This window comes from Sphingomonas sp. R-74633 (assembly GCF_013416555.1).
Taxonomy (GTDB): domain Bacteria; phylum Pseudomonadota; class Alphaproteobacteria; order Sphingomonadales; family Sphingomonadaceae; genus Sphingomonas.
The window spans coordinates 823,694-848,546 of record NZ_JACCFG010000001.1 but is presented as its reverse complement, the minus strand read 5'-3'; the positions used below and the strand labels follow the sequence as shown (position 1 = coordinate 848,546).

The following is a 24,853-nucleotide window of genomic DNA, read 5'->3' as shown; positions in this document are numbered from 1 at the left end:
GAATTGCACGATATCGGTGGCGCAGGCCCCGTCAGGCCGCCGCCTCCCCCACGAACAGCTCGCGCAGGTCCTTCTTCAGGATCTTGCCATTGGCATTGCGCGGCAGCGTATCGCCCACGAAGCGCACCTGCACCGGCACCTTGAACGCCGCGAGCCGCTGGCGGACGAAGTCCTGCAGCTCCGCCTCGGTCGCGCTGGTGCCCGGGGCCATATGGACCACCGCCACCGGCTCCTCGCCCAGGATCTTGTGCGGCACGCCGATCAGCGCTGCGTCGGTCACGCCGGGGAAGGCGTAGAGCACATCCTCGACTTCGCTCGAATAGATGTTCTCGCCGCCACGGATGATGATGTCCTTGGCCCGGTCGACGATATAGAGGAACCCTTCCTCGTCGAGCTTGGCGAGGTCGCCGGTGCGAACCCAGCCGTTGACGAAGGTTTCCGCCGTCGCCTCGGGCTTGTTCCAATAGCCCTTCACGATCATCGCCCCGCTCGCCCAGAGCTCGCCGACTTCGCCGACCGGCAGCTCGCGATCGCCTTCGACGGTCATGATCTTGAGGTCGGCCGTCGCCACCGGCTGGCCGGCGCTGGTCGGGCGGCTCAGATAGTCCTCGCCGCTATGCTGCGTGACCGTCGCCATCGTCTCGGTCATGCCCCAGCCATTGCCGGGCAGCGCGCCGAACTCTTCATAGATGCGCTTGACCAGCTCGGGCGCGGAGGGGGCACCGCCATAAGAGATCGCCTCAAGGCTGGAGAGGTCATACTGGTCGCGCGCCGGATGCTCGAGCAGCTGCCAGGCGATCGTCGGCACGCCGCCGGTGAAGGTCACCTTCTCGTCCTGGATCACCTGCATCGCCTTTTCGGCATCCCAGCGGCGCATGAACACCACTGTCTGCCCGGTCGCGACGCCCCCCATCAGCGCCGCGCTGCAGGCGGTGACGTGGAACAGCGGGATCACCAGCAGGCCCACCTTGTGCGGGATCACCGCCGGCGGCATCTCGCCCCGGCGCAGCATCGACTTGGCGGCGCTGTAGCCGCTCGACAGGATGTTCGTGCAGATGTTGCGGTGCGTGCCCAGCGCGCCCTTCGGGCTGCCCGTGGTGCCACTGGTATAGAAGATCGTCGCATCATCCTCGGGCGTCAGCGCGACCTGCGGGAACGGGATGTCGGGCAGGCTCGCCCAGTCGTGCCGCGTGCCGATCAGCACCTCGAGCCGGCTGACATTGCCGCCCAGCTCCTCGCTGCAGCGGCTCACCACCACGCGCTCGAGATCGGGCAGCTGGTCGTAGCAGTCCTTCAGCCGTGCATGGCGCTCGGCATCGACGAAAAGCACCTTGGCGCCCGAGTCCTTCAGGCCATATTCGAGCTCGCCGCCCGTCCACCACGCATTGAGCGGCACGATGATCGCACCCAGGCTCACCGCCGCGAAGAAGATCGTCGGCCATTCGGGCAGGTTGCGCATCGCCAGCGCGACGCGGTCGCCCTTCACCACGCCCATCTCGCTCAGCCGCTGCGCCAGATGGCAGGTCGCGCGGTAGTTCGCCTCATAGGTGACGCGCTCATCCTCATAGATGGTGAAGACGCGGTCGCCATAGAGCCGGGCGAGCTGCGCGAGGATCGCCAGCGTCGGCGGGGCGTTCTTCCACACGCGGGTCCGCACGCCGCGGATCTCCACCTCGTCCATCTCGAAACGCCCGCCCGGGGCGGTCAGCGCCCCCTTCACCTGCTCCAGCGACATTGCGGGCCAATTGGGGTCGAGGGGCACGATCGGTTCGGGGGCCAAGGCGATTCTCTCCGGCTTATGTGCGTTATGTTTCTAGAATGTTGGGTTTGGCATCGGATGCCGTACCGTAAACAACGTTAGTGTTGATTCATCGCGCGCTCAAGGCAATAGGGGAAGCACGTCCGCACGAAGACGCGAGTCACCGGTTTCGAATGAGAGGTATGCCAGCCGCATGAAGATTGCCAAGCCCGAAAGTCAGGGTTTCGATGCCGGCCGGCTGGCCCGGATCGATCCGTATCTGAAGACCCGCTATCTCGACTCGGGCAAGCTGCCCCATGCCCAGCTGCTGATCGCGCGAAACGGCGAGATCGTGCACTTTTCGAGCCAGGGCGCGGCCCGCGAAGGCGGCGCGCCCGTCGACGAGACCACGATCTTCCGCATCGCCTCGATGACCAAGCCGGTCACCAGCCTCGCCTTCATGATGCTGCTCGAAGAGGGCCTGGTCGGCCTCGACACGCCCGTCCACCACATCCTCCCCGAGCTCAAGAACCTCGGCGTGTTCAAGGCCGGCGGCGGCGGCGTGCCGTTCCAGACCCTCCCCACCGAAGAGCCGCTGCGGATGATCGATCTGCTGCGCCACACCTCGGGCTTCACCTACAGCTTCCAGAACCGCACCAATGTCGACGCCGCCTATCGCGCCGGCAAGATCGAGGACTGGCACCATAATCTCGATCTCGACGGCTTCATCGCCGCCCTCGGCGAGATTCCGCTCGAATTCTCGCCGGGCACCGAGTGGAACTACTCGGTCTCCACCGACGTGCTCGGCGCCGTAGTCGAGCGCGTCTCGGGCATGAAGCTCGGCGCCTTTTTCGCGCAGCGCATCTTCGCCCCGCTCGGCATGGCCGACACCGGCTTCACCGTCCCTGCCGACAAGATTGATCGCCTGTCCGATTGCTGGGCGATGGTCCAGGGCAAGGGCCGCGTGATGTACGATCGCGGTGCCGAGAGCGCCTGGTCGCGCGAGCCGAAGCTCGTCTCGGGCGGCGGCGGCCTCGTCTCGACCGCGCTCGACTATCACCGCCTCTGCACCTTCTTCCTGAACAAGGGAGAGCTGGACGGCACCCGCCTCGTCAGCCGCAAGACGATCGACCTGATGACGGTCAACCACCTGCCCGGCGGCTCGGACCTCAATACCATGTCCAAGTCGCTGTTCAGCGAGACCACCAACGCAGGCACCGGCTTCGGCCTGGGCTTCGCGATCACGATAGACCCGGCCAAGGCGATGATCCCGGGTTCGGCCGGCGAATATTATTGGGGCGGGATGTTCTCGACCTCGTTCTTCATCGACCCCGTCGAGCAGCTCTCGATGGTCTTCATGACGCAGCTTTCCCCGTCCATGCTCTACCCCATCCGGCGCGAGCTGAAGACGCTGATCTATTCCGCTTTGAACGACTGAACTCTTCTCTCTTGGAGACTAGAATGACTTCCCCCATCACCACGACCCGCCAGGGCGACGTCCTGATCATCACCTCGGACAATCCGCCGGTGAACGCGCTCGGCGCGGCGGTCCGCCAGGGCATCCAGGCCGGCATCCAGGAAGCCAAGGGCGACGACAGCATCAAGGCGGTCGTGATCACCTGCGCGGGCAAGACCTTCTTCGCCGGTGCCGACATCACCGAGTTCGGCAAGCCGATGCAGGAGCCCTCGCTCCCCGTGCTCGTCGATGAAATCGAAGCGCTCGACAAGCCGGTGATCTCGGCGGTCCACGGCACTGCGCTGGGCGGCGGCTGCGAAGTCGCGCTCGCCTCGCATTACCGGATCGCCGTCCCCTCAGCCAAGTTCGGCCTGCCCGAAGTCAAGCTCGGCATCCTGCCCGGCGCCGGCGGCACCCAGCGCATGCCGCGCGTCGCGGGCGTCGAGACCGCGCTGGAAATGGCGAGCAAGGGCGACCCGATCTCGGCCGAGCAGGCCAAGGCCGCCGGCCTGGTCGACCGCCTCGCGACCGAGGGCAACCTCGTCGCCGACGCCGTCGCCTTTGCGAACGAAGTGATCGGCAAGCCCGTCTCGCGTTCGTCCGAGCGCCCGATCACCGTCGATCCCGAGGTCTTCGCCAAATTCCGCGCCACCAATGCCAAGCGCTTCCGCGGCATGGACGCGCCCAACACGATCGTCGACCTGATCGAGCAGACCGCCGGCAAGCCCTATGCCGAGGGCGTCCAGGCCGAGCGCATGGGCTTCATGAAGCTGATCATGGGCACGCAGTCCGCGGCGCTCCGCCACATCTTCTTCGCCGAGCGCAAGGCCGCCAAGATCGACGGCATCGCCGACGACATCCAGCTGCGCGACATCAAGCGCGTCGGCGTTATCGGCGCCGGCACGATGGGCGGCGGCATCTCGATGAACTTCCTCACCGCCGGCGTACCGGTGACCATCGTCGAGATGGCGCAGGAAGCGCTCGACCGCGGCACCGGCGTCATCCGCAAGAATTACGAGGCGACCGCCGCCAAGGGCCGCATGACCGCCGAGCAGGTCGAAGGCGCGATGGGTCTGCTCAGGCCGACGCTCAATTTCGACGATCTCGCCGAGTGCGACCTGATCATCGAGGCGGTCTATGAGAGCATGGACGTCAAGAAGGACGTGTTCGGCCGGCTCGACAAGATCGCCAAGCCCGGCGCGATCCTCGCCTCGAACACCAGCTATCTCAACATCGACGAGATCGCGGCGGTGACCAGCCGCCCGCAGGACGTGCTCGGCCTGCACTTCTTCTCGCCGGCGAACGTGATGAAGCTGCTCGAGATCGTCCGCGGCGCCAAGACCGCCGACGATGTGCTCGCCACCGCGATGGCGCTGTCGAAGAAGATCAAGAAGGTCGCCGTTATCGCCGGCGTCACTTATGGCTTCATCGGCAACCGCATGCTGATGCCGCGCCAGGTTGAGGCCAACAAGATGCTGCTCGAAGGCGCCACGCCCGAGCAGATCGACAAGGTCCATGTCGCGTTCGGCATGCCGATGGGGCCGTTCCAGATGGCCGACCTCGCCGGTGTCGACATCGGCTGGCACCGCGACCCGAACCGGATCGAGAACATCCGCGACGCGCTCGCCGCCGAGGGCCGCTGGGGCCAGAAGAAGAGCGCCGGCTTCTACGACTATGACGAGAAGCGTCGGCCCTCGAACTCGCCCCGCGTCGCCGAGCTGATCGCCGAATGGCGCGAGAAGCTGAACGTCCCCGCGCACGAGATCACCGAGGAAGAGATCGTCGTCCGCACGCTCTACACGATGGTCAACGAAGGCGCGCTGATCCTCGCCGAGAAGATGGCGCAGCGCGCGTCGGACATCGATGTCGTGTGGGTGTATGGCTATGGGTGGCCCCCGTACCGCGGCGGTCCCATGTTCTGGGCCGACACCGAGGGCCTCAAGAAGATCGTCGAAGGCCTGGAGAAATACGGCTTCGAAGTCGCCCCGCTGCTCCGCGAAAAGGCGGAAAAGGGCGAGAAGTTCAACAAGTAAGCAAAACTCCCTCTCCCCTCCGGGGAGAGGGCCGGGGAGAGGGGAAGTGCAACAAGCTCTCCCCTCCTGCCCCTCTCCCCGATGGGGAGAGGGCTTGAAGGAAAAAGAATATGGCAGAGGATCTGGAAACCTTCCGCACCGAAACCCGTGCCTGGCTCGAAGCCAATTGCCCGCCGGAAATGCGCACCCCGCCCAAGTCGGAGAAGGAAACCACCTGGGGCGGCCGCAATCCCTATTATGCGCATCCCGACCAGAAGCTCTGGCTCGATCGCATGGCGTCACGCGGCTGGACCGTGCCCGACTGGCCCAGCGCCTATGGCGGCGGCGGACTCTCGCCGGCCGAGACCAAGATCCTCCGCGAGGAGCTGAAGCGCATCAAGGCGCGCAATCCGCTCAATTCGTTCGGCATCTCGATGCTCGGGCCGGCATTGCTCAAATACGGCACCGAAGAGCAGAAGCTCGAGCATCTGCCCAAGATCGCGCGCGGCGAGATCCGCTGGTGCCAGGGCTATAGCGAGCCGAACGCCGGCTCCGACCTCGCCGGCCTGCAAACCTCGGCCGAGGACAAGGGCGACCATTTCCTCGTCAATGGCCAGAAGGTGTGGACCAGCTACGCCGACAAGGCCGACTGGATCTTCTGCCTCGTCCGCACCGACAAGACCGTCAAGCAGGCCGGCATCAGCTTCCTCTTGTTTGACATGGCCTCGCCCGGCGTCTCGACCAAGCCGATCCTGCTGATCAGTGGCAACTCGCCCTTCTGCGAAACCTTCTTCGACAATGTCGAAGTGCCCAAGGCGAACCTGCTCGGCACGCTCAACAAGGGCTGGGACGTCGCGAAGTATTTGCTCGGCCATGAGCGCGAGATGATCTCGGGCTTCGGGCTCGGCGGCGCCGGCAAGGACCCGCTGGTCGAAGCCGCACGCGCCGGCGTCGACCCGATCCTGCGCGCCCAGATCGCGCTGTTCGACGTGCGCTCCAAGGCGTTCTCGGCGATGTCGGAGAAGTTCATCGACGAATTGAAGGCAGGCCAGGCGCATCCCGCCCAGCCCTCGATGATGAAATACTATGGCACCGAGCTGAACAAGACCCGCCACGAGCTGCAGATGGCGGCCGGGGGCTCAGACGCGCTCGAATGGGAAAGCGAAGCCTCGCACGAAGGCGCCGCGGCCCGCACCTGGCTGCGTACTAAGGCCAATTCGATCGAGGGCGGCACCAGCGAGATCCAGCTCAACATCATCGCCAAGCGGATTTTGGATCTGCCTTCTTAAAAGCCCTCTCCCCACCGGGGAGAGGGTTGGGAGAGGGGCTGCGCAATGCCCTCTCCTTCATGCCCCTCTCCCCAGCCCTCTCCCCGATGGGGAGAGGGAGCTAGGAAGAAGAAAATGCCCCTCTACCTCAATGACGACCAGACAATGCTCCGCGACACCGCGAAGGACTTCGTCGCCTCCGAAGCCCCCGTCGCGCATATGCGCGCCCTGCGCGACGCAAACGACGCCGACGGCTTCTCGCGCCCGCTGTGGAAGCAGTTCGCCGAGATGGGCTTCACCGGCATCCTGATCCCCGAAGCGGATGGCGGCCTCGGCCTCGGCCATGTCGAGGCAGGAGTGGTGCTCGAGGAGATCGGCCGCAACCTCTCGCCCTCCCCCTTCCTCGCCACCGCCGTGGCGGCGGTGGAAGCACTCAAGGGCACCGCAGCCGCGGCGCAATGGTATCCCGGTATCCTGTCGGGCGAGACCGTCGCCGCGCTCGCGATCGACGAGAGCGCCAAGCACAATGGCAGGATCGCGATGCAGGCCCAGCGCGCCGGCAATGGCTTCCGCCTCACCGGCGCCAAGCAGTTCGTCACCCACGGCCATGTCGCCGACCTGCTGATCGTCGCCGCGAAGACCGAGAACGGCACCACCCTGTTCGCCGTCCCGAGCGATGCCGACGGCCTCACTGCCACGCCCGAGCGCCTGGCGGACTCGAGTATCGCCGCGCGCCTCGCGTTCGACGGCGTCGAAGTCGATGCCGATGCGGTGATCGGCGAAGTCAACCAGGGCGATGGCCCGCTCGCCCGCCTGCTCGCCGCGGGCCGCACCGGCGCCTCGGCCGAGATGGTCGGCGTCGGCGGCGGCGCAATGGACATGACCGTCGCCTATCTGCGGGAGCGCAAGCAGTTCGGCGTGACGATCGGCAGCTTCCAGGCGCTCCAGCATCGCGCCGCGCACCTCTACAGCGAGATGGAAGTCGCCCACGCCGCCGTGCTCAAGGCGCAGCAGCTGCTCGACGCCGGGCAGGACGCGAGCGAAGCCGTCGCCGTCGCCAAGGCGATGACCGGCCTTGCCACCACGCTCGCCGTGCAGGAGGGTGTCCAGATGCATGGCGGCATAGGCATGACCGACGAATATGACATCGGCTTCTTCATGAAGCGCGCCCGCGTCCTCGCCGAGATGTTCGGCGATACCAATTTCCACGCCAATGCGCTGGCCAAGGCCGCCGGATACTGATGACCGAGCCCGCCGAACGCGCCGAAGACCCCCAGGGCCAGGTCGACCAGCTCACTGCGCTGCTCGATGTCGAACGCATCGACACCGATCTCTATCGCGGCCCCCGCCAGCCCGGCGGCGTCGGCCGCGTGTTCGGCGGCCAGGTCGTCGCCCAGGCACTCCAGGCCGCGCAGCGATCGATCGAGGACGACAAGACCGCCCATTCGCTCCACGCCTATTTCATGCGCCCGGGCGATGAGAACCACCCGATCATCTACCGTGTCGTCCGCGATTTCGAGGGGCGCAGCTTCGCCAATCGCCGCGTCATCGCGATGCAGGGCGGCAAGCCGATCCTCAACATGACCGCGAGCTTCCAGGCCCCGGCCGAAGGCCTGCACCACCAGTTCGACATGCCCGACGTTCCGGGTCCCGATGAGCTCGTCTCCGAACGCGAACTGCGTGAGGCGATCCGTGACGAAGTGCCCGAGAAGTTCCGCCGCTTCTTCCTGCGCGCGCGCCCGATCGAGATCCGCCCGGTCAATCCGCGCAACTGGTTCAAGCCGGTGAAGAGCGAGCCCGTCCAGAGCAGCTGGTTCCGCGTCGTCGCGCCGCTGCCCGACGATCCAGCGCTCCACCGCGCGATGCTCACCTACGCCACCGACATGACGTTGCTCGGCACCTGCATGCTGCCGCACGGCGTCAGCTGGATGACCGGCGACGTGCAGACCGCCAGCCTCGATCACGCGGTCTGGCTGCACGAGCCGTTCCGCTTCGACGACTGGCTGCTTTACACCACCGACAGCCCCTGGTCCGGCCACTCTCGCGGATTCAACCGCGGCCGCATCTATGCGCGCGATGGCCGCCTCGTCGCCAGCGTCGCCCAGGAAGGGCTGGTGCGCCTGCGCGGAGAATAGCTAGAAGCGGCGCCATGAAAACGACTCCGCGCCGCTTCGACTATGTCACGCTCGACGTGTTCACCGAGACCCGTTTCGGCGGCAATCCGCTCGCCGTGTTCACGGCTGCGGAGGGGATCACCGACGCCGAGATGCAGGCGCTTGCGGCGGAGATGAATTACAGCGAGACGACCTTCGTCCTCCCGCCCGCCGATCCCGCCAACACCGCGCGTGTCCGCATCTTCAACCGCACTGCCGAGATGCCCTTCGCCGGCCATCCCAATGTCGGCACCGGCTTCGTCCTCGCCGGCCTGCGCCGGGACGTCGGCGACACGCTGCGTTTCGAGGAGATCGCCGGGCTCGTCGAGATTCGCATCGAGCGCGACGAAATGGGCCAGGTGCTCGGCGCCGAGATCGACGCGCCGCAGCCGCTCCAGCTGCTCGGTACGCTGCCGGTGCCCGGGATCGCCGCCTGCCTCAGCCTCGACCCCGCCGATTTGGTCACCGACACGCATGTCCCGACCCGCGCTACCCTCGGCGTAGACTTCGTCTTCGTTCAGGTGACCGAGGAGGCGCTCGGCTTCGCCCGCCCGGACATCGCCGCCTATCAGCGCCTCGCCGAGCAGGAACACGCCACCCGCCTGTCGATCTTCCTCTATGCCCGCGAGGAAAACCGCATTCGCGCCCGCATGTTCTCCCCGCTCACCGGCACTTGGGAAGACCCCGCCACCGGCAGCGCCAACGCCACGCTCGGCGCGCTGCTGCTCTCGCTCGGCGAGGGCGACCGTTTCGAAGTCCGCCAAGGCGTCGAAATGGGCCGCCCGAGCAGTCTCACCGTCCGCGCCTGGAACACGCCCGAGGGTATCCGCGGTAGCGTCGCGGGGCGTTGCGTGCCGGTGTTCCGGGGTGAAGTCGAACTCTGACCTGCGGCCCTAGTCGATCGGGCGACAGGCCGGCGCGTCGAAGATGAAGCCCATATACTCATCGTCGGCAAAGCCCGTGTGGGTCCGCCACCAATCCGCAGCCTCGGGACTATGTGCTGCGAGCAGGCGGATCGCTTGCGCGCTCGGCACGAGATAGCCCGTCGTCCGCTTGCGATCGAAGAGGCTGGCCCAGAACGCACCCCAGCGCGTCCGCGGACTGCTCAACACACCCGCGCTCCGCCATGTCCCGCGCGCATAGCCGGGCCAGAGTGGCAGCGTCAGGCCGATCCAGGCCTCGCGCACCCAGAGCGGCGCTTCGCCAGCCGGCGTCGCCACGATCTCGACGCTATGCTGCTGCGGCTCCGGGCAGGAGACGCCGATCGCCGAATAATGCGGATCCATGCTCTCGCCCCCAACCGCGGTTCAGAACGCCGGCTTGCCGAATTCCTGCCGCGTCACCGGATGGCTCGACGAAAGCCCGCCATCCACTACCCAGGCCTGGCCGTTGACATAGCTCGCCGCATCGGACGCGAGGAACAGCGCCACCCGCGCGATCTCGTCGGGTACACCGGCACGGCGCAGCGGGTTCAAACGGCCGAGCTTGTCTTCCTTGCCGTTCTCGCGCGCATAGTCGAACGCGCGCTGGGTCATCCCCGTCTCGATCAATCCGGGGCAGATCGCATTCACGCGCACGCCCGATCCGGCGAACTGCTGCGCAGCGGTCTGGACGAGGTTGATCACCCCCGCCTTGCTCGCCGAATAGGCCGGCCCGCCCGCGCCCGAGCGCAACCCGGCCACGCTCGCAGTGCACAGGATCGCCCCGCCGCCCCGCTCGACGATACGCGGACCGGCATGCTTGATCGCCAGCGCCGGGCCGATCAGATTGACGCGCAGCACTTCGGCCCAGAGCTCGACCGGCGTGTCGAAGATCCCCGTCGCGCCGCCCGAGATGCCGGCATTGGCATAGAAGATGTCGAGCGCGCCGAAGGTATCGACCGCCGTCGCGACCAATCGCTCGACATCCGCCTCGTCGCCGGCATCCATATGCACAGCGATCATGTTCTCGCGGTCCGCCACCGTCTCGTCGACCGACGCGCTCAGGTCCGCCGCGACGACCATCGCGCCGGCTTCCGCAAACGCCTGCGCCGTCGCTCGCCCGATCCCGGAGCCCGCACCCGTCACGATCGCGACCTTGCCTTCGAACCGCATGTCTTATTCCTTCTGCTCCCCTTCCGCTTGCGGGAGGGGTCGGGGGAGGGCCTGAAATCTTGGACGGGAGGGATGGCCCCTCCCCTAACCCCTCCCGCAAGCGGGAGGGGAACTGTTCAGATCGTCACGCCCCCGTCGATCACCATTGCCTGCCCGGTCATGAACGCGCTCGCACGGCTCGCCAGATATACCACTGCGCCGGCAATCTCCTCGGGCTCGCCGATCCGACGCAAGGGCGTGGTGGAGTTGGTCACCGCGATCCGGTCCGGATCTTCCCACAAAGCACGCGCGAAATCGGTCTTCACCAGCCCTGGTGCGATGCAGTTGACCCGTACATTGTCCGGCCCGAACTCCACCGCATAGTTGCGCGCGAGCTGCAGGTCCGCCGCCTTGGAGACGTTATACGCCCCGATCACCGGCGAGCCGCGCAGGCCGCCGATCGAGGAGATGATCACGATCGAGCCGTCCCGGCGTTCGCGCATCTCGGGCGCGACCATCTGGATCAGCCAGTGGTTGGACAGGATATTGTTGTCGAGGATCTTGCGGAACTGATCATCCGCGATCCCCTCGAGCGGCCCGTAATAGGGATTGGAGGCGGCGTTGCAGACCAGCACGTCGACGCGCCCGAATACCCGCCGCGTCTCGTCGACGAGATGACGCAGCGCCTCCTTGTCCGAAATGCTCGCCGCCACCGCCAGTGCGCTGCCCGCGCCATGTCGCGCGTTGATCTCCGCCGCGACCTCGTCGCAGGCATCCTGCTTGCGGCTCGAGATCACCACCTTGGCGCCTTGCGCAGCCAGCGCTTCCGCCGAAGCCTTGCCGATCCCCCGCGAGGAACCGGTGACGATCGCCACCTTGCCGGTCAGATCGAACAAGCCGCTCAAGCCCCTGCCTCCTGTGCGAAATGCCACGCAGCTGCGACCAGCCCGGGCAGCCGCTCCACGGTCGCTGCCGCATTGGCGCTCGACGCATTGCCGTCGATGATCCGCTTCTTGATGCCCTGGACGATCCCGGTCAGCCGGAAGAGGTTATAGGCGAAATACCAGTTCAGATCGGGCACCCCGTCGCGCCCCGTCGCCGCGCAATAGCGCGCCACCATGTCCTCGATTCCCGGGATGCCGGTCTCGCGCCCGGTCAGCCCCTTTACCCCCGAGCGCCCCTCGGGTTCGGTCACCCAGCTCATCAGGAAATAGGAGAAGTCGGCCAGCGGATCGCCGAGCGTCGACAGCTCCCAGTCGAGCACCGCCAGTACCTGCGGCCCGGCATTCGCGAAGATCAGATTGTCGATGCGGTAGTCGCCGTGCACGATCGACGTCCGCGTCTGCTCGGGCACCGTCCGCGGCAGCCACTCGATCAGCCGCTCGACCTCGGGCAGCTCGTCGGTCTGGCTCATCCGATATTGCTTCGACCAGCGCTCGACCTGTCGCGCGAAATAATTACCCGGCTTGCCGTAGCTGCCGAGCCCGACCGCCGCATAGTCCACCGCGTGCAGCGCCGCGAGCGTGTCGACGATCGCATTGTAATGCGCGGTCCGCCCCGCCGGTGCCATGCCGGGCAGCGAACCGTCCCACAGCGTCCGCCCCTCGACCATCTCCATGATGTAGAAGGGCGACCCGAGCACCTCCGGATCCTCGCACAACCCATAGGGACGCGCGACCGGGAAGCCGGTCGGATGCAGCGCCGCGATCAGCGCATATTCGCGCTCCACCGCATGCGCCGAGGGCAGGATCGGCCCGAACGGCTTGCGCCGCAGCACGTAGGAACCCGAACCGGCATCGATCCGATAGGTCGGATTGCTCTGCCCGCCCGGGAATTTGGTGACGCTGGCCGGCCCCGCATAGCCCGCGACATGGGCCGCCAGCCACGCTTCGAGCTTCGCTTCGTCGAGGTCGCTCATGCGAACTCGATCACCGAGCGCACGCTGTGCCCGTCGCGCAGCTTTTGCATCGCGTCGTTGACGTCCTCCAGCCGGATCCGCTCGGCGACCATCGTGTCGAGGTCGAGCAGCCCGTCGAGATACATCTGCACCAGTCGCGGCATGTCGATCGGGAAGCGCGTGCTGCCCAGCAGCGAGCCCTGGATCTTCTTGCCGGTCAGGAAGGTCGGCCCCGGCAGGCTCACGCTGTTCCCCGGCGCGATCATTCCCAGGATCGTCGCGGTGCCGCCGCGGCGCAGGATATTCCAGGCCAGTTCCGCAGTGTTCGACCGCCCGACCGCCTCGATCGCATAATGCACGCCGCCGCCGGTGCGCTTGAGCACGTCCTTGACGATCGTCTCCGAACCCGGGTCGAGCGCCTCCGTCGCGCCCAGCTTGAGGGCTAGCTCGCGCTTCTCGGGCATCGGATCGATCGCCAGGATCTGCCCGGCGCCGGCGATCTTGGCGGCGTTGATCGCGGCGAGCCCGATTCCGCCCGCGCCGATCACCGCGACGCTCTCACCGGGCCGCACTCGGCTGTCGTTGAACACCGCGCCCGCGCCGGTGATCACTGCGCAACCGAGCAGCGCCGCCCGATCGAGCGGCATCTCCTTCGAGATCGCCACACAGGCATTCTCATGGACCAGCATCTGCTCGGCATAGGCGGACAGGTTGAGGAACGGCGCCAGCGGCGTGCCGTCACTCAGCGACAGCCGCGGCTCGGCATCCGCCGGTCGCCGCGTCGACGGATCGATGCACAGCGACGGCCGCCCGGTGACGCACATCTCGCACGAGCCGCAGAATACCGTGAAGAAGGTGATGACATGGTCGCCCACCTTCAGATGCGCGACGTCCGAACCAACCGCCTCGATCACGCCCGCCGCCTCATGCCCCGGCACCGTCGGCACCGGATGCGGGAAGGCACCGTCGACGAAATGCAGGTCCGATCGGCACACACCGACCGCCTTGGTGCGGATCAGCACCTCACGCGGCCTTGGCTTGGAGACGCGGACCTCGGTGATCTCGAGCGGCTTGCCCGCTTCGTAAAGAACGGCTGCCTTCACCGGCTCACCCCCACGTCGCCCGACGAAACCCGGTCCGCCTTGAAGTCCGCATATTTCCCGAACTCGTTGCGCGCGATCGCCCGGCAATGCACTTCGTCCGGCCCGTCCGCGAGCCGCAGCGTGCGGATGCCCGCCCAGTCATGCGCCAGATGGAAGTCGCCCGACACGCCCGCGCCGCCATGCGCCTGGATCGCGTCGTCGATGATCTGCAGCGCCATTTGCGGCGCCTGCACCTTGATCATCGCGATCTCGAGCTGGGCGGCCTTGTTGCCCGCCTTGTCCATCATGTCCGCCGCCTTGAGGCAGAGCAGCCGCGTCATCTCGATGTCGATGCGCGCGCGGGCGATGCGCTGTTCCCACACCGAGTGATCCGACAGCCGCTTGCCGAACGCGACGCGCGAAACGAGCCGCTTCGACATCGCCTCGATCGCCTCTTCGGCGACACCGATCGTCCGCATGCAATGGTGGATGCGCCCCGGCCCGAGCCGCCCCTGTGCGATCTCGAAGCCGCGGCCCTCGCCCAACAGCACATGGTCGACGGGTACCCGGACATTCTCGAGAACCACTTCGCCGTGGCCATGCGGCGCATGATCATACCCGAAAACCGAAAGCATCCGCTCGATCTTCACGCCCGGCGCGCCCATCGGCACCAGGATCATGCTCTGCTGGGCATGTTTGGCGGCATCGGGATTGGTCTTGCCCATCACGATCGACACCGCGCAGCGCGGGTCGCCCACGCCCGAGCTCCACCATTTGCGCCCGTTGATCACATAATGGTCGCCGTCACGCACCATCTGCGTCTGGATATTGGTCGCGTCCGAACTCGCCACCGCCGGCTCGGTCATCAGGAAGGCCGAGCGGATCTCGCCTTCCATCAGCGGCTTGAGCCAGCGATCCTTCTGCGCCCGCGTGCCATAGCGGTGGAACACCTCCATATTGCCGGTGTCGGGTGCCGAGCAGTTGAAGCATTCCGAAGCCCAGCCGATCCGCCCCATCTCCTCGGCGCACAGCGCATATTCGAGATTGGTGAGCTGCGTGCCCTGGAACTCGAAACTGTCGTCGACATGGCGCTGGCCCGAGTGCGGCGGCATGAAGAAATTCCACAGGCCGGCGGCCTTGGCCTCGGCCTTCACTTCCTCGATAACGGGCAGCACCTTCCAGCGATCGCCTTCGCGTTGCTGATCGCGATACTCATGGTCGCGAGGCCGGATGCAGGTGTCGATGAATGCCTTCACCCGGTCGCGAAAATAGGTCTCGCGCTCGCTCAGCGTGAAATCCATGGCACATCCTCTCCGAATATTTGTCGAGGAACGGCGTAGAGCATACCGGATATTCGGTAAAGTCGGGCCTCTGCGAAAATCAGCACAACCGCGATTCAAAAAAGCGCTTTTGGTTAGCCCCAAATCGGCTAGACTGATTGCAATGAATGCACCGGGGAAATTAGAAATCGCAAGCGCGACGAAACGCTTCCAAGCCAAGCGGGATGCAATCCTCGCCGCGGCTGCGGATGCGATCAACGAGCAGAGCGCCAAGGGAATGACCTTCGCCGACGTGGCCCGCCGCGTCGGCCTCAACACCACGTCGGTCACCTATTACTTCAAGCGCAAGGAAGACCTTGCCGCCGCTGCCTTCGAGCACACGCTCGACCGGCTCGACGCGATGCTCGACGACGCCGCGCAGGAGCCGACGCCCGAGGCGCGCGTCGCGCGCTATCTCAACATCAACATGGAGCGGCTCGCCCGCATCCGCCGCGGCGAGGCGCGCGACTTCGCGATCCTCTCCGACCTGCGCGCCATGGAAGACCCGATCAAGCGCGAACTGCTCGATCGCTGGCGCGACATCTTCCGCAAGACCCGTGCGCTCTGGGGGCCGGCCGTGAGCCGCGCCGAGACCGATCTCCACGGCGCCCGCGCGCACGTCCTGCTCGAAAACACCTTCTGGCTGACGGCGTGGCTGCCGCGCTACGAGGTCGACGAATATCCCCGCGTCGAGGCGCGCCTGATGGACGTGTTCCGCACCGGCATCGCCGGCCCGGGCCAGGCGTGGACGCCGCATGTCCTCGATCTCGAGCATGAAGAGCCCGAACCCGGCCGCGAAGCCTTCCTCCTCGCCGCCACCCGCCTGATCAACGAGCTCGGCTATCGCGGCGCCTCCGTTCAGAAGATCGCCAGCGAGCTCAACGTCACCAAGGGCAGCTTCTACCACCATCTCGACGCCAAGGATGAGCTAGTCATCGCCTGCTACAAGCGCAGCTTCGACATCATTGCCGATGCCCAGCGCCTGGCCGAGACCCGCGGCGGCACGCATTGGGAGCAGCTGGAAAGCACGATCGCCACGCTGCTCGACTATCAGTTCAGCGAGCGCGGCCCGCTGCTGCGCACCACCGCGCTCTCCGGCCTGCCGCCGCAGGTCCGCTCGACGATGATCGACCGCTCGAACCGCATCGCCCGCCGCTTTGCCGGCATGCTGTCCGACGGCATCGCCCAGGGCTCGATCCGCGCGATCGACCCGCTCGTCGCCTCGCAGACGCTGATGGCGCTGCAGAACGCCGCCTTCGACATGCGCAAATGGGCCAGTACCATGTCCCGCGACCGCGCGGTGGCCTGCTACGCCTCGACGCTGGCGTTCGGCCTGTTCGACGATCGGGTGCTGGGGGACTGAGGCGCGCTCACGCCAGCTCCGCCTCCGGAAACCGCCAACTGCCGTCTAGGATTGCCGCCCGCGGCCTGTACAGCCGCACCATGTAATTCCACCCCGGCACGATCGGCAGGCAATTGGCCCCGCTGCCATCACAGCCGCCGAACTGGATCACGATCGACCCATCCGCTTCCCTCTGCGCGGTGATGTTGTTCACCGAGTAGGCATTTTGCGGATTGGCGACATAATAGCCTTCGGCGTTGTAGACGCTGATTGACCAGAAGCCGTCCACCGGCACATCGCGCACCCGGAGCCGATAGACCGTATCGCCATCGTTGCGCTCCGGGGTGACGTTCAGATAGCTCGCTTCCTTGTCGGGATTGCCGCCCCAGGCAGCGGCCGTACACACTAGGCGACGGACGGGATCCACCGTGCCGCGCGCACCAAAAGCGTGGCTCACATCGGGCAGCATCGAGGCGAGCGTCAACAGCGCCTCACGCACCCTGTCCTGGCTCGCCTTGTCGTAGTTCGGCACCTCGAAACTGCCCGCGCCTCCCGGTTGCTCGGCCTGGACCGCGTCCTGGAGCGCGTGGACCGCGGCAAGATCCCCGGGGTCGGCAGGGTTCACCAGAATACGGATACCGATCAGCATGTAGCGCGTGCCTACGCCCTCGCGGGTAAAGCTGTAGCGGCCCGGCTTGTAGATCACTTCCGGCGTGTACTGGTCTTCGTCGAACACCTGCATCGACAGGAAGCGTTCGCCGCCATCGGGCAAGGTGATCGTCACCGGCCCGGCATCGAGATCGAACACCGCCCGCGAGTACAGCGTGTCGCGATTGGCGCGGATCACCGTCTGGTTGTCGATCGCCATGGGCTCGCGCATCGGCACGAACTTGCCGAGCGCGCCCGCGCTCACGCTATGGCCGAAATAGAGATCCGATTCAGCGCGAATGAAATTGTCGGTGGTGACGGGCACGCTCGCCAGGCTGGTCTCTGCATTCATCGCGGTTCTCCGGGATTCGGACCGCTCGCGGGCGACCCGAGGCCGTTATAGGAAACGACCGAGCGGCCGCGGCATCGGGGCCAACCCGCAGAACCTCTTGGGTTGATCCCCGGATATTTCCCCCGCCGCCCCTGCGGGTTCCCCCCGATAAAGCCGCGTCTCCAAGCGGATTACCCTCGGCACTCCCTTCAGGAGACCAGCCATGCCGAGCGAGACCCCGGACGTCCTGCCGCGCCCCGATTTCCACTTCACCGGCGAAGTCGGCCGCACCTATCAGGATAGCGATCCGGCAACCTTTCCCCAGCCGGTGCAGCCGCCCAAGGGCGCCCCCAATATCGTGCTGATCCTGCTCGACGATGTCGGTTTCGGCCAGTTCTCCACCTTTGGCGGCGGCGTCCCCTCGCCCACCATGGACCGGCTCGCCGAGGAAGGGCTGCGCTTCAACTATTTCCATACCACCGCCTTGTGCAGCCCCACCCGCGCCGCGCTGATCACCGGGCGCAACCACCATTCGACCAGCTTCGCCGGGATCACCGAACTGGCGACCGGCTATGACGGCTATTGCTGCATCCTCCCGCGCAGCTGCGGCACGATCGGCGAGGTGCTGCGCCAGAACGGCTATATGACCGCGTGGATCGGCAAGAACCACAATACCCCCACCTGGGAGACGAGTGCGACCGGCCCGTTCGATCGCTGGGCCAATGGCCTGGGCTTCGACTATTTCTATGGGTTCAACGGCGGCGACATGAACCATTGGAACCCGCTGCTGTTCGAGAACCGCGATCTCGTCCCCGCCTCGGACGATCCCGATTATCACCTGACCGAGGACCTCGCCGACCGCGCGATCACCTGGGTGCGCAAGGTGAAGAGCATCGCGCCCGACAAGCCCTATTTCCTCTATGTCGCCCCCGGCGCCACCCACGCCCCGCACCACGCGCCCAATGCGTGGGCAGACAAGTTCAAGGGCCAGTTCGACAGCGGCTGGGACGCCTATCGCGAGGCGACGATCGAACGGCAGAAGCAGCGGGGCGTGATTCCGCAGGATACCGAGCTGACCACGCGCTCGAAGGGTCTGCCCGCCTGGGACAGCCTGAATGCCGACCAGCAGCGCCTCTATGCCCGGATGATGGAAGTCTTCGCCGGCTATGGCGCGCAGGTCGATGTCGCCATGGGCCGGGTGATCGACGCGGTGAAGGAACTGCCCGACGCCGACAACACGATCATCCTCTACATCGCCGGCGACAATGGCTCGAGCGCCGAGGGCGGCATCGAGGGGTCGCTGTGCGAGAACATGTTCTTCAACGGTTTCCCCGAGAAGTGGGAAGACAATATCAAGGCGATCGATGAGCTCGGCGGGCCGAAGCACTTCAACCATTTCCCCTCGGCCTGGGCGCACGCGATGAACACGCCCTTCCAATGGACCAAGCAGGTCGCCAGCCATTTCGGCGGCACGCGCAACCCGATGATCATCTCCTGGCCCGACCGGATCAAGGAAGCCGGCGGGCTGCGCGACCAGTTCATCCACACGATCGATATCGTGCCGACGCTCTACGAGATCTGCGGCATCACCGCGCCCACCGAGCTCAACGGCATCCAGCAAAAGCCGATCGAGGGCGTCAGCTTCGCCCATGTCTTCGAAGATGCCGGCGCGGCCAGCCATCGCAAGACCCAGTATTTCGAGCTGGGGGTCAATCGCGGCCTTTATCACGATGGCTGGATGGCCTCGGCACCAAGCTTCGTCCCCTGGCAGCCGGTTCGCTCGGAGGATTGGAGCCCCGACGATCAGGTGTGGGAACTCTACAAGCTCGACAAGGACTTCTCCCAGGCCCGCGACCTCGCCGCCGAGCATCCGGACAAGCTGCGCGAGCTGCAGGACCTCTGGTGGGTCGAGGCCGCGAAATACAACGTCCTCCCGCTCGACTGGCGCGCGACGATCCGGATGAATGCCGAGGCGATGGGCCGCCCCTCGATGGTCGGTCACCGCACCAGGGCGGTCTATCATGAAGGCCAGGTCGGGCTGCCCGATGCCGCCTGCCTGCCGATGCTCAACAAGAGCTGGACGATCACCGCCGAGATCGAGCTGCCCGACGATCGAGCGGAGGGCATGATCGTCACCCATGGCGGGCTCGAGGGTGGCTACGGTCTCTATCTGCGCGAAGGCAAGCCGGTCTTTGTCTATAACTTCCTCTCGGTCGACCGTCCCACCTTCGCGGCCAGCAAGGCGCTCGGCGCGGGCCGCCACATCCTCGTCGTCGACTTCGCCTATGATGGCGGCGGCATGGGCAAGGGCGGCAAGTTCACCGTCTCGGCCGACGGCGAAGTGCTGGCCGAAGGGCGGATCGAGCGTTCGGTGCCGATCCAGTTCTCGCTCGGCGAGGGGCTCGACATCGGCATGGACACCGGCTCGCCGATCGATTTCACCTACAAGATGCCGTTCAAGTTCACCGGGCGGATCGAGAAGGTGACGATCGAGATCAAGCCCGGCGCTAGGCCCTCCGCAGAGACCGCGCCGAAACGCGAGGCAGTGGCAGCGGAATAGCGGCTCAGCGGGCGGTGCTTCGCGGTGCCGTGAAGCGTAGCCCGCCGCGTGCCTCGAGCGTGACCGGCCCCTTCGGCCGGGCGGGCAGCGCCGCCTTCACGCGGCCGAACACCCGCCGCGTATCGCTTGCCTTGCGCAGCTGCACGCACAGCGTCGTCTCGCCTTCGCGGCCCCAGCGCTGATGCTCCACCGTCAGCACGCCGCGGTCATGCGCCAGCAGCGTCCGCACCCGCTCGAACGCAGGCCGGTCGATCCCCATCGCATAGCTGCCGAACTGCACGCTGACCGCGCAATGCGCCGCCGGAGCGGCCTGCGCGAAGGCGGGCAGCGGGGCGGCAAATACGAGAAGGCCAAGGACAGGCAGCAGGGCACGCATGATCAATTCCTTCAACATCGATGCCATCTTCGCGCCACCCGCCTGAACCGCTTCTGAAAGCTCCGCACCTGCCCGTGCCTCGAGCAAGGGTTTCCCCCGATAGGGTCCGGCATGCCCGGCGCTTAGCCTGCCTCCCGCGCCGAAGGAGGACCTATGCCTGCCGCCCCGACCCGCTCCACCAAGGTCACCGAAGCCTATGCCCGCATGGCCGCGCGCCATGTCTATTTCTGGGCCTGGCCGCTGGTGAATGTCTGGAACCGCCGCCTCGCCTTCGATCAGGCGCCCGCGCCCGGGCTGATGAACGGCGTCCTCCCGCTCGCCCCGCTCAACACGCTGTCGATGCTCCACGACTATATCGCGCCCGAGCAGCGCTGGGTCGCCTGTCCCAACCAGGACGTGGTCTATGGCGCCGGCATCGCCGCGCTCGAACGTTCGCCGGTCGTCCTCCAGGTCCCCGATTTCGGCGACCGCTTCTGGGTCTATGAGGGCGTCGATCTGCGCACCGACAGCTTCCTTAAGCTTGGCTCGATGTATGGCAGCAAGGCGGGATTCTACCTGATCACCGGCCCCGGCTGGCAGGGCGAAGTCCCCAAGGGCATCACCCAGGTCTTCCACTGCCCCGGCAACACCGCGATGCTCGTCCCGCGCGTCTTCCAGGACGACAGCGACGAAGACCGCGCGGCGATCCAGGAGCTGATCGACGGGCTCGACATCTACACGCTCGACCAGTTCACCAGCACGCCGAAGCGCCGCGACTGGCGCCAGCTCCCCAGATTCATGGGCAATGAGGCCGGATCGGAGGAGACCAAATGGGTCTTTCCCGACAAGTTCTTCGACCAGCTCCCCGACGTGCTGGCCGACGCTCCCGCCCGTCCCGGCGAGGAAGCGCTCTATGCCGAGGCGCAGGCGCTGCTCGATGCCATCGCCCGCGATCCCGCGCTCAAGTCTGCCGCGATCGACGAGGCCCGACGCACCGATGTCGAACTGATCGATCCGCTGCTCCAGTTCCGCAACTGGGGCATCCAGGCCGGCAACCGTTGGAGCACGATCGCCAATGGCGCGGTGTTCGGCACCGATCATTTCACCCGCACCGCCGTCGCTCGATCGAACATCCTCGTCAATTCGGCCAACGAGACCTGCTATCTCTATCAGGACCTCGATGCCGACGGCGCGCGGCTGAACGGCGACAATCGCTATGAAGTCACCTTCCCCGCCGGCCAGACCCCGCCCGTTGACGGCTTCTGGTCGCTCACCCTTTACGACGCGCATCATTTCTTCGTGCCCAACCCGATCGACCGCTATTCGCTCGGCACCAAGAACAAGTCGCTGCAGACCGGCGCGGACGGGTCGCTGACGCTCCTCGTCCAGGCGGATACGCCCGGGCCCGAACGCGAGAGCAACTGGCTGCCCGCCCCCGCCGGCGCCGACTTCACGCTGTATTTGCGCGCCTATGGGCCGAGACCCGCCGTGATCGACGGCAGCTGGACGCCTCCGCCCGTGCGCCGCATGGGCTGAACAAACGGAAACGGGCCCGCGGATTTCTCCGCGAGCCCGTTCCACACCCTCCTGGGATTTAGAAGCGCGAGCGCAGCGTCACGCCGTACTGGCGCGGCTCGGCGAGGTAGGACGAGAAGATCTGCGATCCGCCCGGATAACCCGCCGTCGGCGTGGTGCTCACTGCCTGGAACGGCGAGCTGAAGCCGACCTGCATGTAATTGGCCTTGGTGGCGTTCTGGACCCAGAACTCCAGGGCCCATTTCTGGTCCTCGGCGCTGATGCCGACACGGCCATTAACCACCACGAAGCTGTCCTGCTCCTTCTGCGGGAACAGATCCGAGCCGGTGTTATAGTCGTCGGCCAGGCGGGCATCGACATAGAACAGGCCGCGCAGGCCGCCACCCAGCGACGGCGTCCAGGCCGCGGAGCTGGTGACCACCCATTCCGGCGCGTTCGAGAGCAGGTCCCCCGGCAGCAGGCGCAGCGCCGGATCGAGCGGCGCGCCGGTCTTCGAGCCGACCAGGTTGTTGGCGTACTTCGTCTTGGCGTAGGTCACGCCCATGTTGAAGGTCAGCGCGCGCACCGGCGACAGGCCCATCTCGACTTCGAAGCCCGTCGAGACCACGCCCGGCTTGATATTGTCCGGCGAGCAGGTGCCCGTGGCAGCGCTCAGGTCACGATCGGCACCGCCCAGGCTGGTCTTGCAGCCATTGATGTTCTGGACGAGGTAGACCGTGCCGTTGAACGTGTTCAGCTGGAAGTTGCTGAACTCCTGGCGGAAGCCGGCGATGTTCAGGTTGAAGCCCCGGCTCGAATATTTCATGCCGGCTTCATAGGCGTTGACCGTTTCCTCATCGAACTGGAGGACATCGGCATAATAGCCCGCATTCGCCGTGCTGATCGGGAAGATCGGCAGCGGCTGGGTCGCCAGCGGGTTCTTGAACGCCGAGCGATCCAGGTTGAAGCCGCCCGACTTGTAGCCACGCGAATAGCTCGCATAGAGCAGCATGTCGTCGGTCGGCTTCCACGACAGGATCGCCGTGCCGGTGAACTTGTTCTCCTTGCGCTCGTCATTGAGCGTCAGCGCGTTGAGTGCCGAGGACGATCCGCCCTGGCAGGTCAGCGTGATGATGCCGCCGGCGAGCGGGGCCAGCGCGGGCACGCCCATGAACGGCAGCAGCGCCGCCTGCTGGGCCGGGCATGCGGTGTTGTTGTTGTTGAAGTTCGCGTCGAGCTTCTTGGTCTCGTTGGTGTAGCGCAGGCCCACCGTCAGATCGACGTTGCTCGTCACGTGGAAGATGTTGTGCGTGAAGAACGCGAAGTTCGAGCTGTTCTGGTTGAAGTTCGCCGTGTCGTCGCCGACGTTGCGTACCGTGTCGAGCCGCTGCAGGCCGCCGACCATCGCTGCGCCCGCCGGTCCGAGCGGTCCGAGCGAGTTGCTGAGCACCGCCACGCCGGTGGCGCTCAGGCACCCGACATTGCCGGGTGCGTAGAAGGCGTTGAACGAGCCATAAACGATACGGCAGCTGGCGAAGCGGCCATAGTCGTTGCCGAACTTGAGCTGGCTCTTCGTCTCCAGGTCCTCGTTGGCGTAATAGCCGCCGACCAGCCAGTCGAGCTTGTCGTTGAAGGCCGTGCCGTGGAAGCGCAGTTCCTGGGTGAAGGTCTTGAACTCGCGGCCGCTTGCGGGGCCGAAATAGAGGATGTCGGCCAGGCCGTAATCGGCATCGGCCGCCTGGGTATTCTTATAGTCACGATAGGAGGTGATCGAAGTCATCTCCGCCCCGCCCAGATTCCAGTTCACCTCGCCCGAGAAGCCCCAGTCCTTGGTGATGCCGGTATAGGAGCGGTTGGCGCTCGTCGCGATCCGGCGCGAATAGGCGTTGTTATAGCCCGGGAAATACTGCGCGAAGGTGGTGCCGGTAATGCCGGTCAGCACCGTCGCCACCGGGGTACCCGGCGCGATCAGGCCGTTGTTCGCCGGCGACACATCGGCAGTCGCATAGACGGCCGCGCAGCAATCTTCCTTGCGATAGCTATAGTCGCCGATCAGGCGGACCGAGATGTCCGAATTCGGCTGGAACAGCAGCTGGCCGCGGACGAGATAGCGATCGCGATTGTTGATGTCGCGGCCGGTGTTCACGTCGTTGTAGAAGCCGTTGCGCTTGGCGTAGAGCCCCTCGAGGCGGAAGGCGACCTGCTCGGAGATCGGGCCGGTCACCGCACCCTGCAGGCGCCAGAAGTCGTAATTGCCGTAGGTCGCCTCGGCCATCCCGCCAAAGGTGAAGCTCGGCGCCTTGGTGGTGACGCTCAGCATGCCGGCAGAGGCGTTGCGGCCGCCCAGCGTACCCTGCGGGCCGCGCAGCACTTCGATCCGCTCGATTTCGCCCAGGTCGTTGAGGCCCAGGCCGGTACGCGAGCGATAGACGCCGTCGATGAAGGTCGCGACCGAGCTTTCGAGGCCCGGATTGTCGCCCACCGTGCCGACGCCGCGGATACGCGCCGAGGTGTTGGCGTCGCTGCCGGTCGAGGAGACGAGCAGCGAGGGGGCAACCTGGTTGAGGCTGCGGATGTCGGTCGCGCCGGTGCGCTCGAGCTGCTCGGCGCTCACCGCGGAGACCGCGAGCGGCACGTCGGCGAGCACCTGGGCACGGCCCTGGGCGGTCACCACGATCTCGTTGGGATCGCGGGCGCTATTATCGTCCTGGGCCGACGCGTCGGCTGGCGGAGTCTGAGTATCCTGTGCAAAAGCAGGCGTCGCGAGTGCCATGGTAAGCGCGGGAACCGCAACGGCCGTCAAAAGGCGAAACCGCATCATCATCTCTCTCCCACCACGGGCCGGAGCACTTTAGCGGCTCCATACCCTATCCTCGAATACTGACACGTCCCTGAGAGACGTCAAGCAGAACAAGAGTTGCAAAAGGGGACTGGCTCAACAGTGTTGCGCAAATGTCATATTGTGTCTGAGTAGTTTCCCCTACGGCAACCGCACCGTTCGGCATTCCAACTTATCGTTCCCCGGCGAAAGCCGGGGCCCAGGGTTTCTCTGCCGCATCGCTCGCGACCCTGGGCCCCGGCTTTCGCCGGGGAACAGCGCCACTC

Annotated in this window: 19 protein-coding genes; 9 read left to right on the top strand and 10 right to left on the bottom strand. The window is 66.0% G+C overall.

Annotated features, from left to right (window positions below):
• Positions 1-31: 31 nt before the first annotated feature.
• A complete protein-coding gene (locus HZY97_RS03955; RefSeq protein WP_180141646.1) occupies positions 32-1,735 on the bottom strand; it encodes a class I adenylate-forming enzyme family protein in 1,704 nt (567 codons plus the stop codon).
• Between the two features lie 217 nt (positions 1,736-1,952).
• Here HZY97_RS03955 and HZY97_RS03950 point away from each other — a divergent pair, with 217 nt between their 5' ends.
• The 6 genes from HZY97_RS03950 (at position 1,953) to HZY97_RS03925 (ending at position 9,511) form a co-directional block, all read left to right on the top strand.
• Positions 1,953-3,176, top strand: coding sequence for a serine hydrolase (locus tag HZY97_RS03950; protein WP_180140767.1), 1,224 nt, complete (start codon positions 1,953-1,955; stop codon positions 3,174-3,176).
• A gap of 23 nt (positions 3,177-3,199) precedes the next feature.
• Positions 3,200-5,227 carry a 3-hydroxyacyl-CoA dehydrogenase NAD-binding domain-containing protein gene (locus tag HZY97_RS03945; protein ID WP_180140765.1) on the top strand — a complete coding sequence of 676 codons (2,028 nt, stop codon included), beginning with the start codon at positions 3,200-3,202 and terminating at the stop codon, positions 5,225-5,227.
• Between the two features lie 110 nt (positions 5,228-5,337).
• On the top strand, positions 5,338-6,495 hold the full coding sequence (locus tag HZY97_RS03940; RefSeq protein WP_180140763.1) for an acyl-CoA dehydrogenase family protein: 1,158 nt from the start codon (positions 5,338-5,340) through the stop codon (positions 6,493-6,495).
• 114 nt (positions 6,496-6,609) lie between these two features.
• Positions 6,610-7,716 (top strand): acyl-CoA dehydrogenase family protein, encoded by a 1,107-nt coding sequence (locus tag HZY97_RS03935; protein WP_180140761.1) that lies wholly within the window; start codon positions 6,610-6,612, stop codon positions 7,714-7,716.
• Positions 7,716-8,609, top strand: a complete 894-nt coding sequence (locus HZY97_RS03930) for an acyl-CoA thioesterase II (protein WP_180140759.1) — start codon at positions 7,716-7,718, stop codon at positions 8,607-8,609. Before HZY97_RS03935 ends, HZY97_RS03930 begins: the two co-directional genes overlap by 1 nt.
• Before the next feature lie 14 nt (positions 8,610-8,623).
• Entirely contained in the window at positions 8,624-9,511 is an 888-nt protein-coding gene (locus HZY97_RS03925) for a PhzF family phenazine biosynthesis protein (protein ID WP_180140757.1), read from the top strand.
• A gap of 9 nt (positions 9,512-9,520) precedes the next feature.
• Here the strand turns inward: HZY97_RS03925 and HZY97_RS03920 are convergent, their stop codons facing one another.
• From HZY97_RS03920 to HZY97_RS03895, 6 genes are all read right to left on the bottom strand, one after another.
• Positions 9,521-9,913 carry a hypothetical protein gene (locus HZY97_RS03920; protein WP_180140755.1) on the bottom strand — a complete coding sequence of 131 codons (393 nt, stop codon included), beginning with the start codon at positions 9,911-9,913 and terminating at the stop codon, positions 9,521-9,523.
• A 21-nt stretch (positions 9,914-9,934) separates the two neighbouring features.
• Positions 9,935-10,720, bottom strand: coding sequence for an SDR family NAD(P)-dependent oxidoreductase (locus tag HZY97_RS03915; protein WP_180140753.1), 786 nt, complete (start codon positions 10,718-10,720; stop codon positions 9,935-9,937).
• A gap of 116 nt (positions 10,721-10,836) precedes the next feature.
• Positions 10,837-11,604 carry an SDR family oxidoreductase gene (locus HZY97_RS03910; RefSeq protein WP_180140751.1) on the bottom strand — a complete coding sequence of 256 codons (768 nt, stop codon included), beginning with the start codon at positions 11,602-11,604 and terminating at the stop codon, positions 10,837-10,839.
• The gene (locus HZY97_RS03905; protein WP_180140749.1) at positions 11,601-12,617 is read right to left on the bottom strand and encodes a phosphotransferase family protein; all 1,017 of its coding nucleotides are present in this window, start codon (positions 12,615-12,617) and stop codon (positions 11,601-11,603) included. The genes HZY97_RS03910 and HZY97_RS03905 overlap by 4 nt, the downstream gene beginning before the upstream one ends.
• Positions 12,614-13,699: a Zn-dependent alcohol dehydrogenase gene (locus HZY97_RS03900; RefSeq protein ID WP_180140747.1), complete on the bottom strand. Its 1,086-nt coding sequence runs from the start codon at positions 13,697-13,699 to the stop codon at positions 12,614-12,616. Before HZY97_RS03900 ends, HZY97_RS03905 begins: the two co-directional genes overlap by 4 nt.
• The gene (locus tag HZY97_RS03895) at positions 13,696-14,979 is read right to left on the bottom strand and encodes an acyl-CoA dehydrogenase family protein (protein WP_180140745.1); all 1,284 of its coding nucleotides are present in this window, start codon (positions 14,977-14,979) and stop codon (positions 13,696-13,698) included. The genes HZY97_RS03900 and HZY97_RS03895 overlap by 4 nt, the downstream gene beginning before the upstream one ends.
• Positions 14,980-15,121: 142 nt before the next feature.
• Between HZY97_RS03895 and HZY97_RS03890 the strand changes: the two genes are divergently transcribed.
• Entirely contained in the window at positions 15,122-16,360 is a 1,239-nt protein-coding gene (locus HZY97_RS03890) for a TetR/AcrR family transcriptional regulator (RefSeq protein WP_180140743.1), read from the top strand.
• A 7-nt stretch (positions 16,361-16,367) separates the two neighbouring features.
• On the opposite strand, the gene HZY97_RS03885 is transcribed toward HZY97_RS03890, so the two are convergent.
• Complete coding sequence (locus HZY97_RS03885) at positions 16,368-17,339, bottom strand: DUF1214 domain-containing protein (RefSeq protein ID WP_180140741.1); 972 nt, start codon at positions 17,337-17,339, stop codon at positions 16,368-16,370.
• A gap of 202 nt (positions 17,340-17,541) precedes the next feature.
• Between HZY97_RS03885 and HZY97_RS03880 the strand changes: the two genes are divergently transcribed.
• Complete coding sequence (locus tag HZY97_RS03880) at positions 17,542-19,878, top strand: arylsulfatase (protein WP_180140739.1); 2,337 nt, start codon at positions 17,542-17,544, stop codon at positions 19,876-19,878.
• Positions 19,879-19,882: 4 nt separating this feature from the next.
• Here HZY97_RS03880 and HZY97_RS03875 read toward each other — a convergent pair whose 3' ends face one another.
• A complete protein-coding gene (locus HZY97_RS03875; protein WP_180140737.1) occupies positions 19,883-20,254 on the bottom strand; it encodes a hypothetical protein in 372 nt (123 codons plus the stop codon).
• Positions 20,255-20,407: 153 nt separating this feature from the next.
• Between HZY97_RS03875 and HZY97_RS03870 the strand changes: the two genes are divergently transcribed.
• On the top strand, positions 20,408-21,769 hold the full coding sequence (locus tag HZY97_RS03870; RefSeq protein WP_180140735.1) for a DUF1254 domain-containing protein: 1,362 nt from the start codon (positions 20,408-20,410) through the stop codon (positions 21,767-21,769).
• 58 nt (positions 21,770-21,827) lie between these two features.
• On the opposite strand, the gene HZY97_RS03865 is transcribed toward HZY97_RS03870, so the two are convergent.
• The gene (locus HZY97_RS03865; RefSeq protein ID WP_257214862.1) at positions 21,828-24,521 is read right to left on the bottom strand and encodes a TonB-dependent receptor; all 2,694 of its coding nucleotides are present in this window, start codon (positions 24,519-24,521) and stop codon (positions 21,828-21,830) included.
• Positions 24,522-24,853: the final 332 nt, after the last annotated feature.

What these genes read in the sequence shown, in the direction of transcription:
- HZY97_RS03955 (WP_180141646.1), bottom strand. Translation starts at nt 1,735, where the DNA reads ATGTCGCTGGAGCAGGTGAAGGGGGCGCTGACCGCCCCGGGCGGGCGT.
- HZY97_RS03950 (WP_180140767.1), top strand. Translation starts at nt 1,953, where the DNA reads ATGAAGATTGCCAAGCCCGAAAGTCAGGGTTTCGATGCCGGCCGGCTG.
- HZY97_RS03945 (WP_180140765.1), top strand. Translation starts at nt 3,200, where the DNA reads ATGACTTCCCCCATCACCACGACCCGCCAGGGCGACGTCCTGATCATC.
- HZY97_RS03940 (WP_180140763.1), top strand. Translation starts at nt 5,338, where the DNA reads ATGGCAGAGGATCTGGAAACCTTCCGCACCGAAACCCGTGCCTGGCTC.
- HZY97_RS03935 (WP_180140761.1), top strand. Translation starts at nt 6,610, where the DNA reads ATGCCCCTCTACCTCAATGACGACCAGACAATGCTCCGCGACACCGCG.
- HZY97_RS03930 (WP_180140759.1), top strand. Translation starts at nt 7,716, where the DNA reads ATGACCGAGCCCGCCGAACGCGCCGAAGACCCCCAGGGCCAGGTCGAC.
- HZY97_RS03925 (WP_180140757.1), top strand. Translation starts at nt 8,624, where the DNA reads ATGAAAACGACTCCGCGCCGCTTCGACTATGTCACGCTCGACGTGTTC.
- HZY97_RS03920 (WP_180140755.1), bottom strand. Translation starts at nt 9,913, where the DNA reads ATGGATCCGCATTATTCGGCGATCGGCGTCTCCTGCCCGGAGCCGCAG.
- HZY97_RS03915 (WP_180140753.1), bottom strand. Translation starts at nt 10,720, where the DNA reads ATGCGGTTCGAAGGCAAGGTCGCGATCGTGACGGGTGCGGGCTCCGGG.
- HZY97_RS03905 (WP_180140749.1), bottom strand. Translation starts at nt 12,617, where the DNA reads ATGAGCGACCTCGACGAAGCGAAGCTCGAAGCGTGGCTGGCGGCCCAT.
- HZY97_RS03895 (WP_180140745.1), bottom strand. Translation starts at nt 14,979, where the DNA reads ATGGATTTCACGCTGAGCGAGCGCGAGACCTATTTTCGCGACCGGGTG.
- HZY97_RS03890 (WP_180140743.1), top strand. Translation starts at nt 15,122, where the DNA reads ATGAATGCACCGGGGAAATTAGAAATCGCAAGCGCGACGAAACGCTTC.
- HZY97_RS03885 (WP_180140741.1), bottom strand. Translation starts at nt 17,339, where the DNA reads ATGAATGCAGAGACCAGCCTGGCGAGCGTGCCCGTCACCACCGACAAT.
- HZY97_RS03880 (WP_180140739.1), top strand. Translation starts at nt 17,542, where the DNA reads ATGCCGAGCGAGACCCCGGACGTCCTGCCGCGCCCCGATTTCCACTTC.
- HZY97_RS03875 (WP_180140737.1), bottom strand. Translation starts at nt 20,254, where the DNA reads ATGCGTGCCCTGCTGCCTGTCCTTGGCCTTCTCGTATTTGCCGCCCCG.
- HZY97_RS03870 (WP_180140735.1), top strand. Translation starts at nt 20,408, where the DNA reads ATGCCTGCCGCCCCGACCCGCTCCACCAAGGTCACCGAAGCCTATGCC.
- HZY97_RS03865 (WP_257214862.1), bottom strand. Translation starts at nt 24,521, where the DNA reads ATGGCACTCGCGACGCCTGCTTTTGCACAGGATACTCAGACTCCGCCA.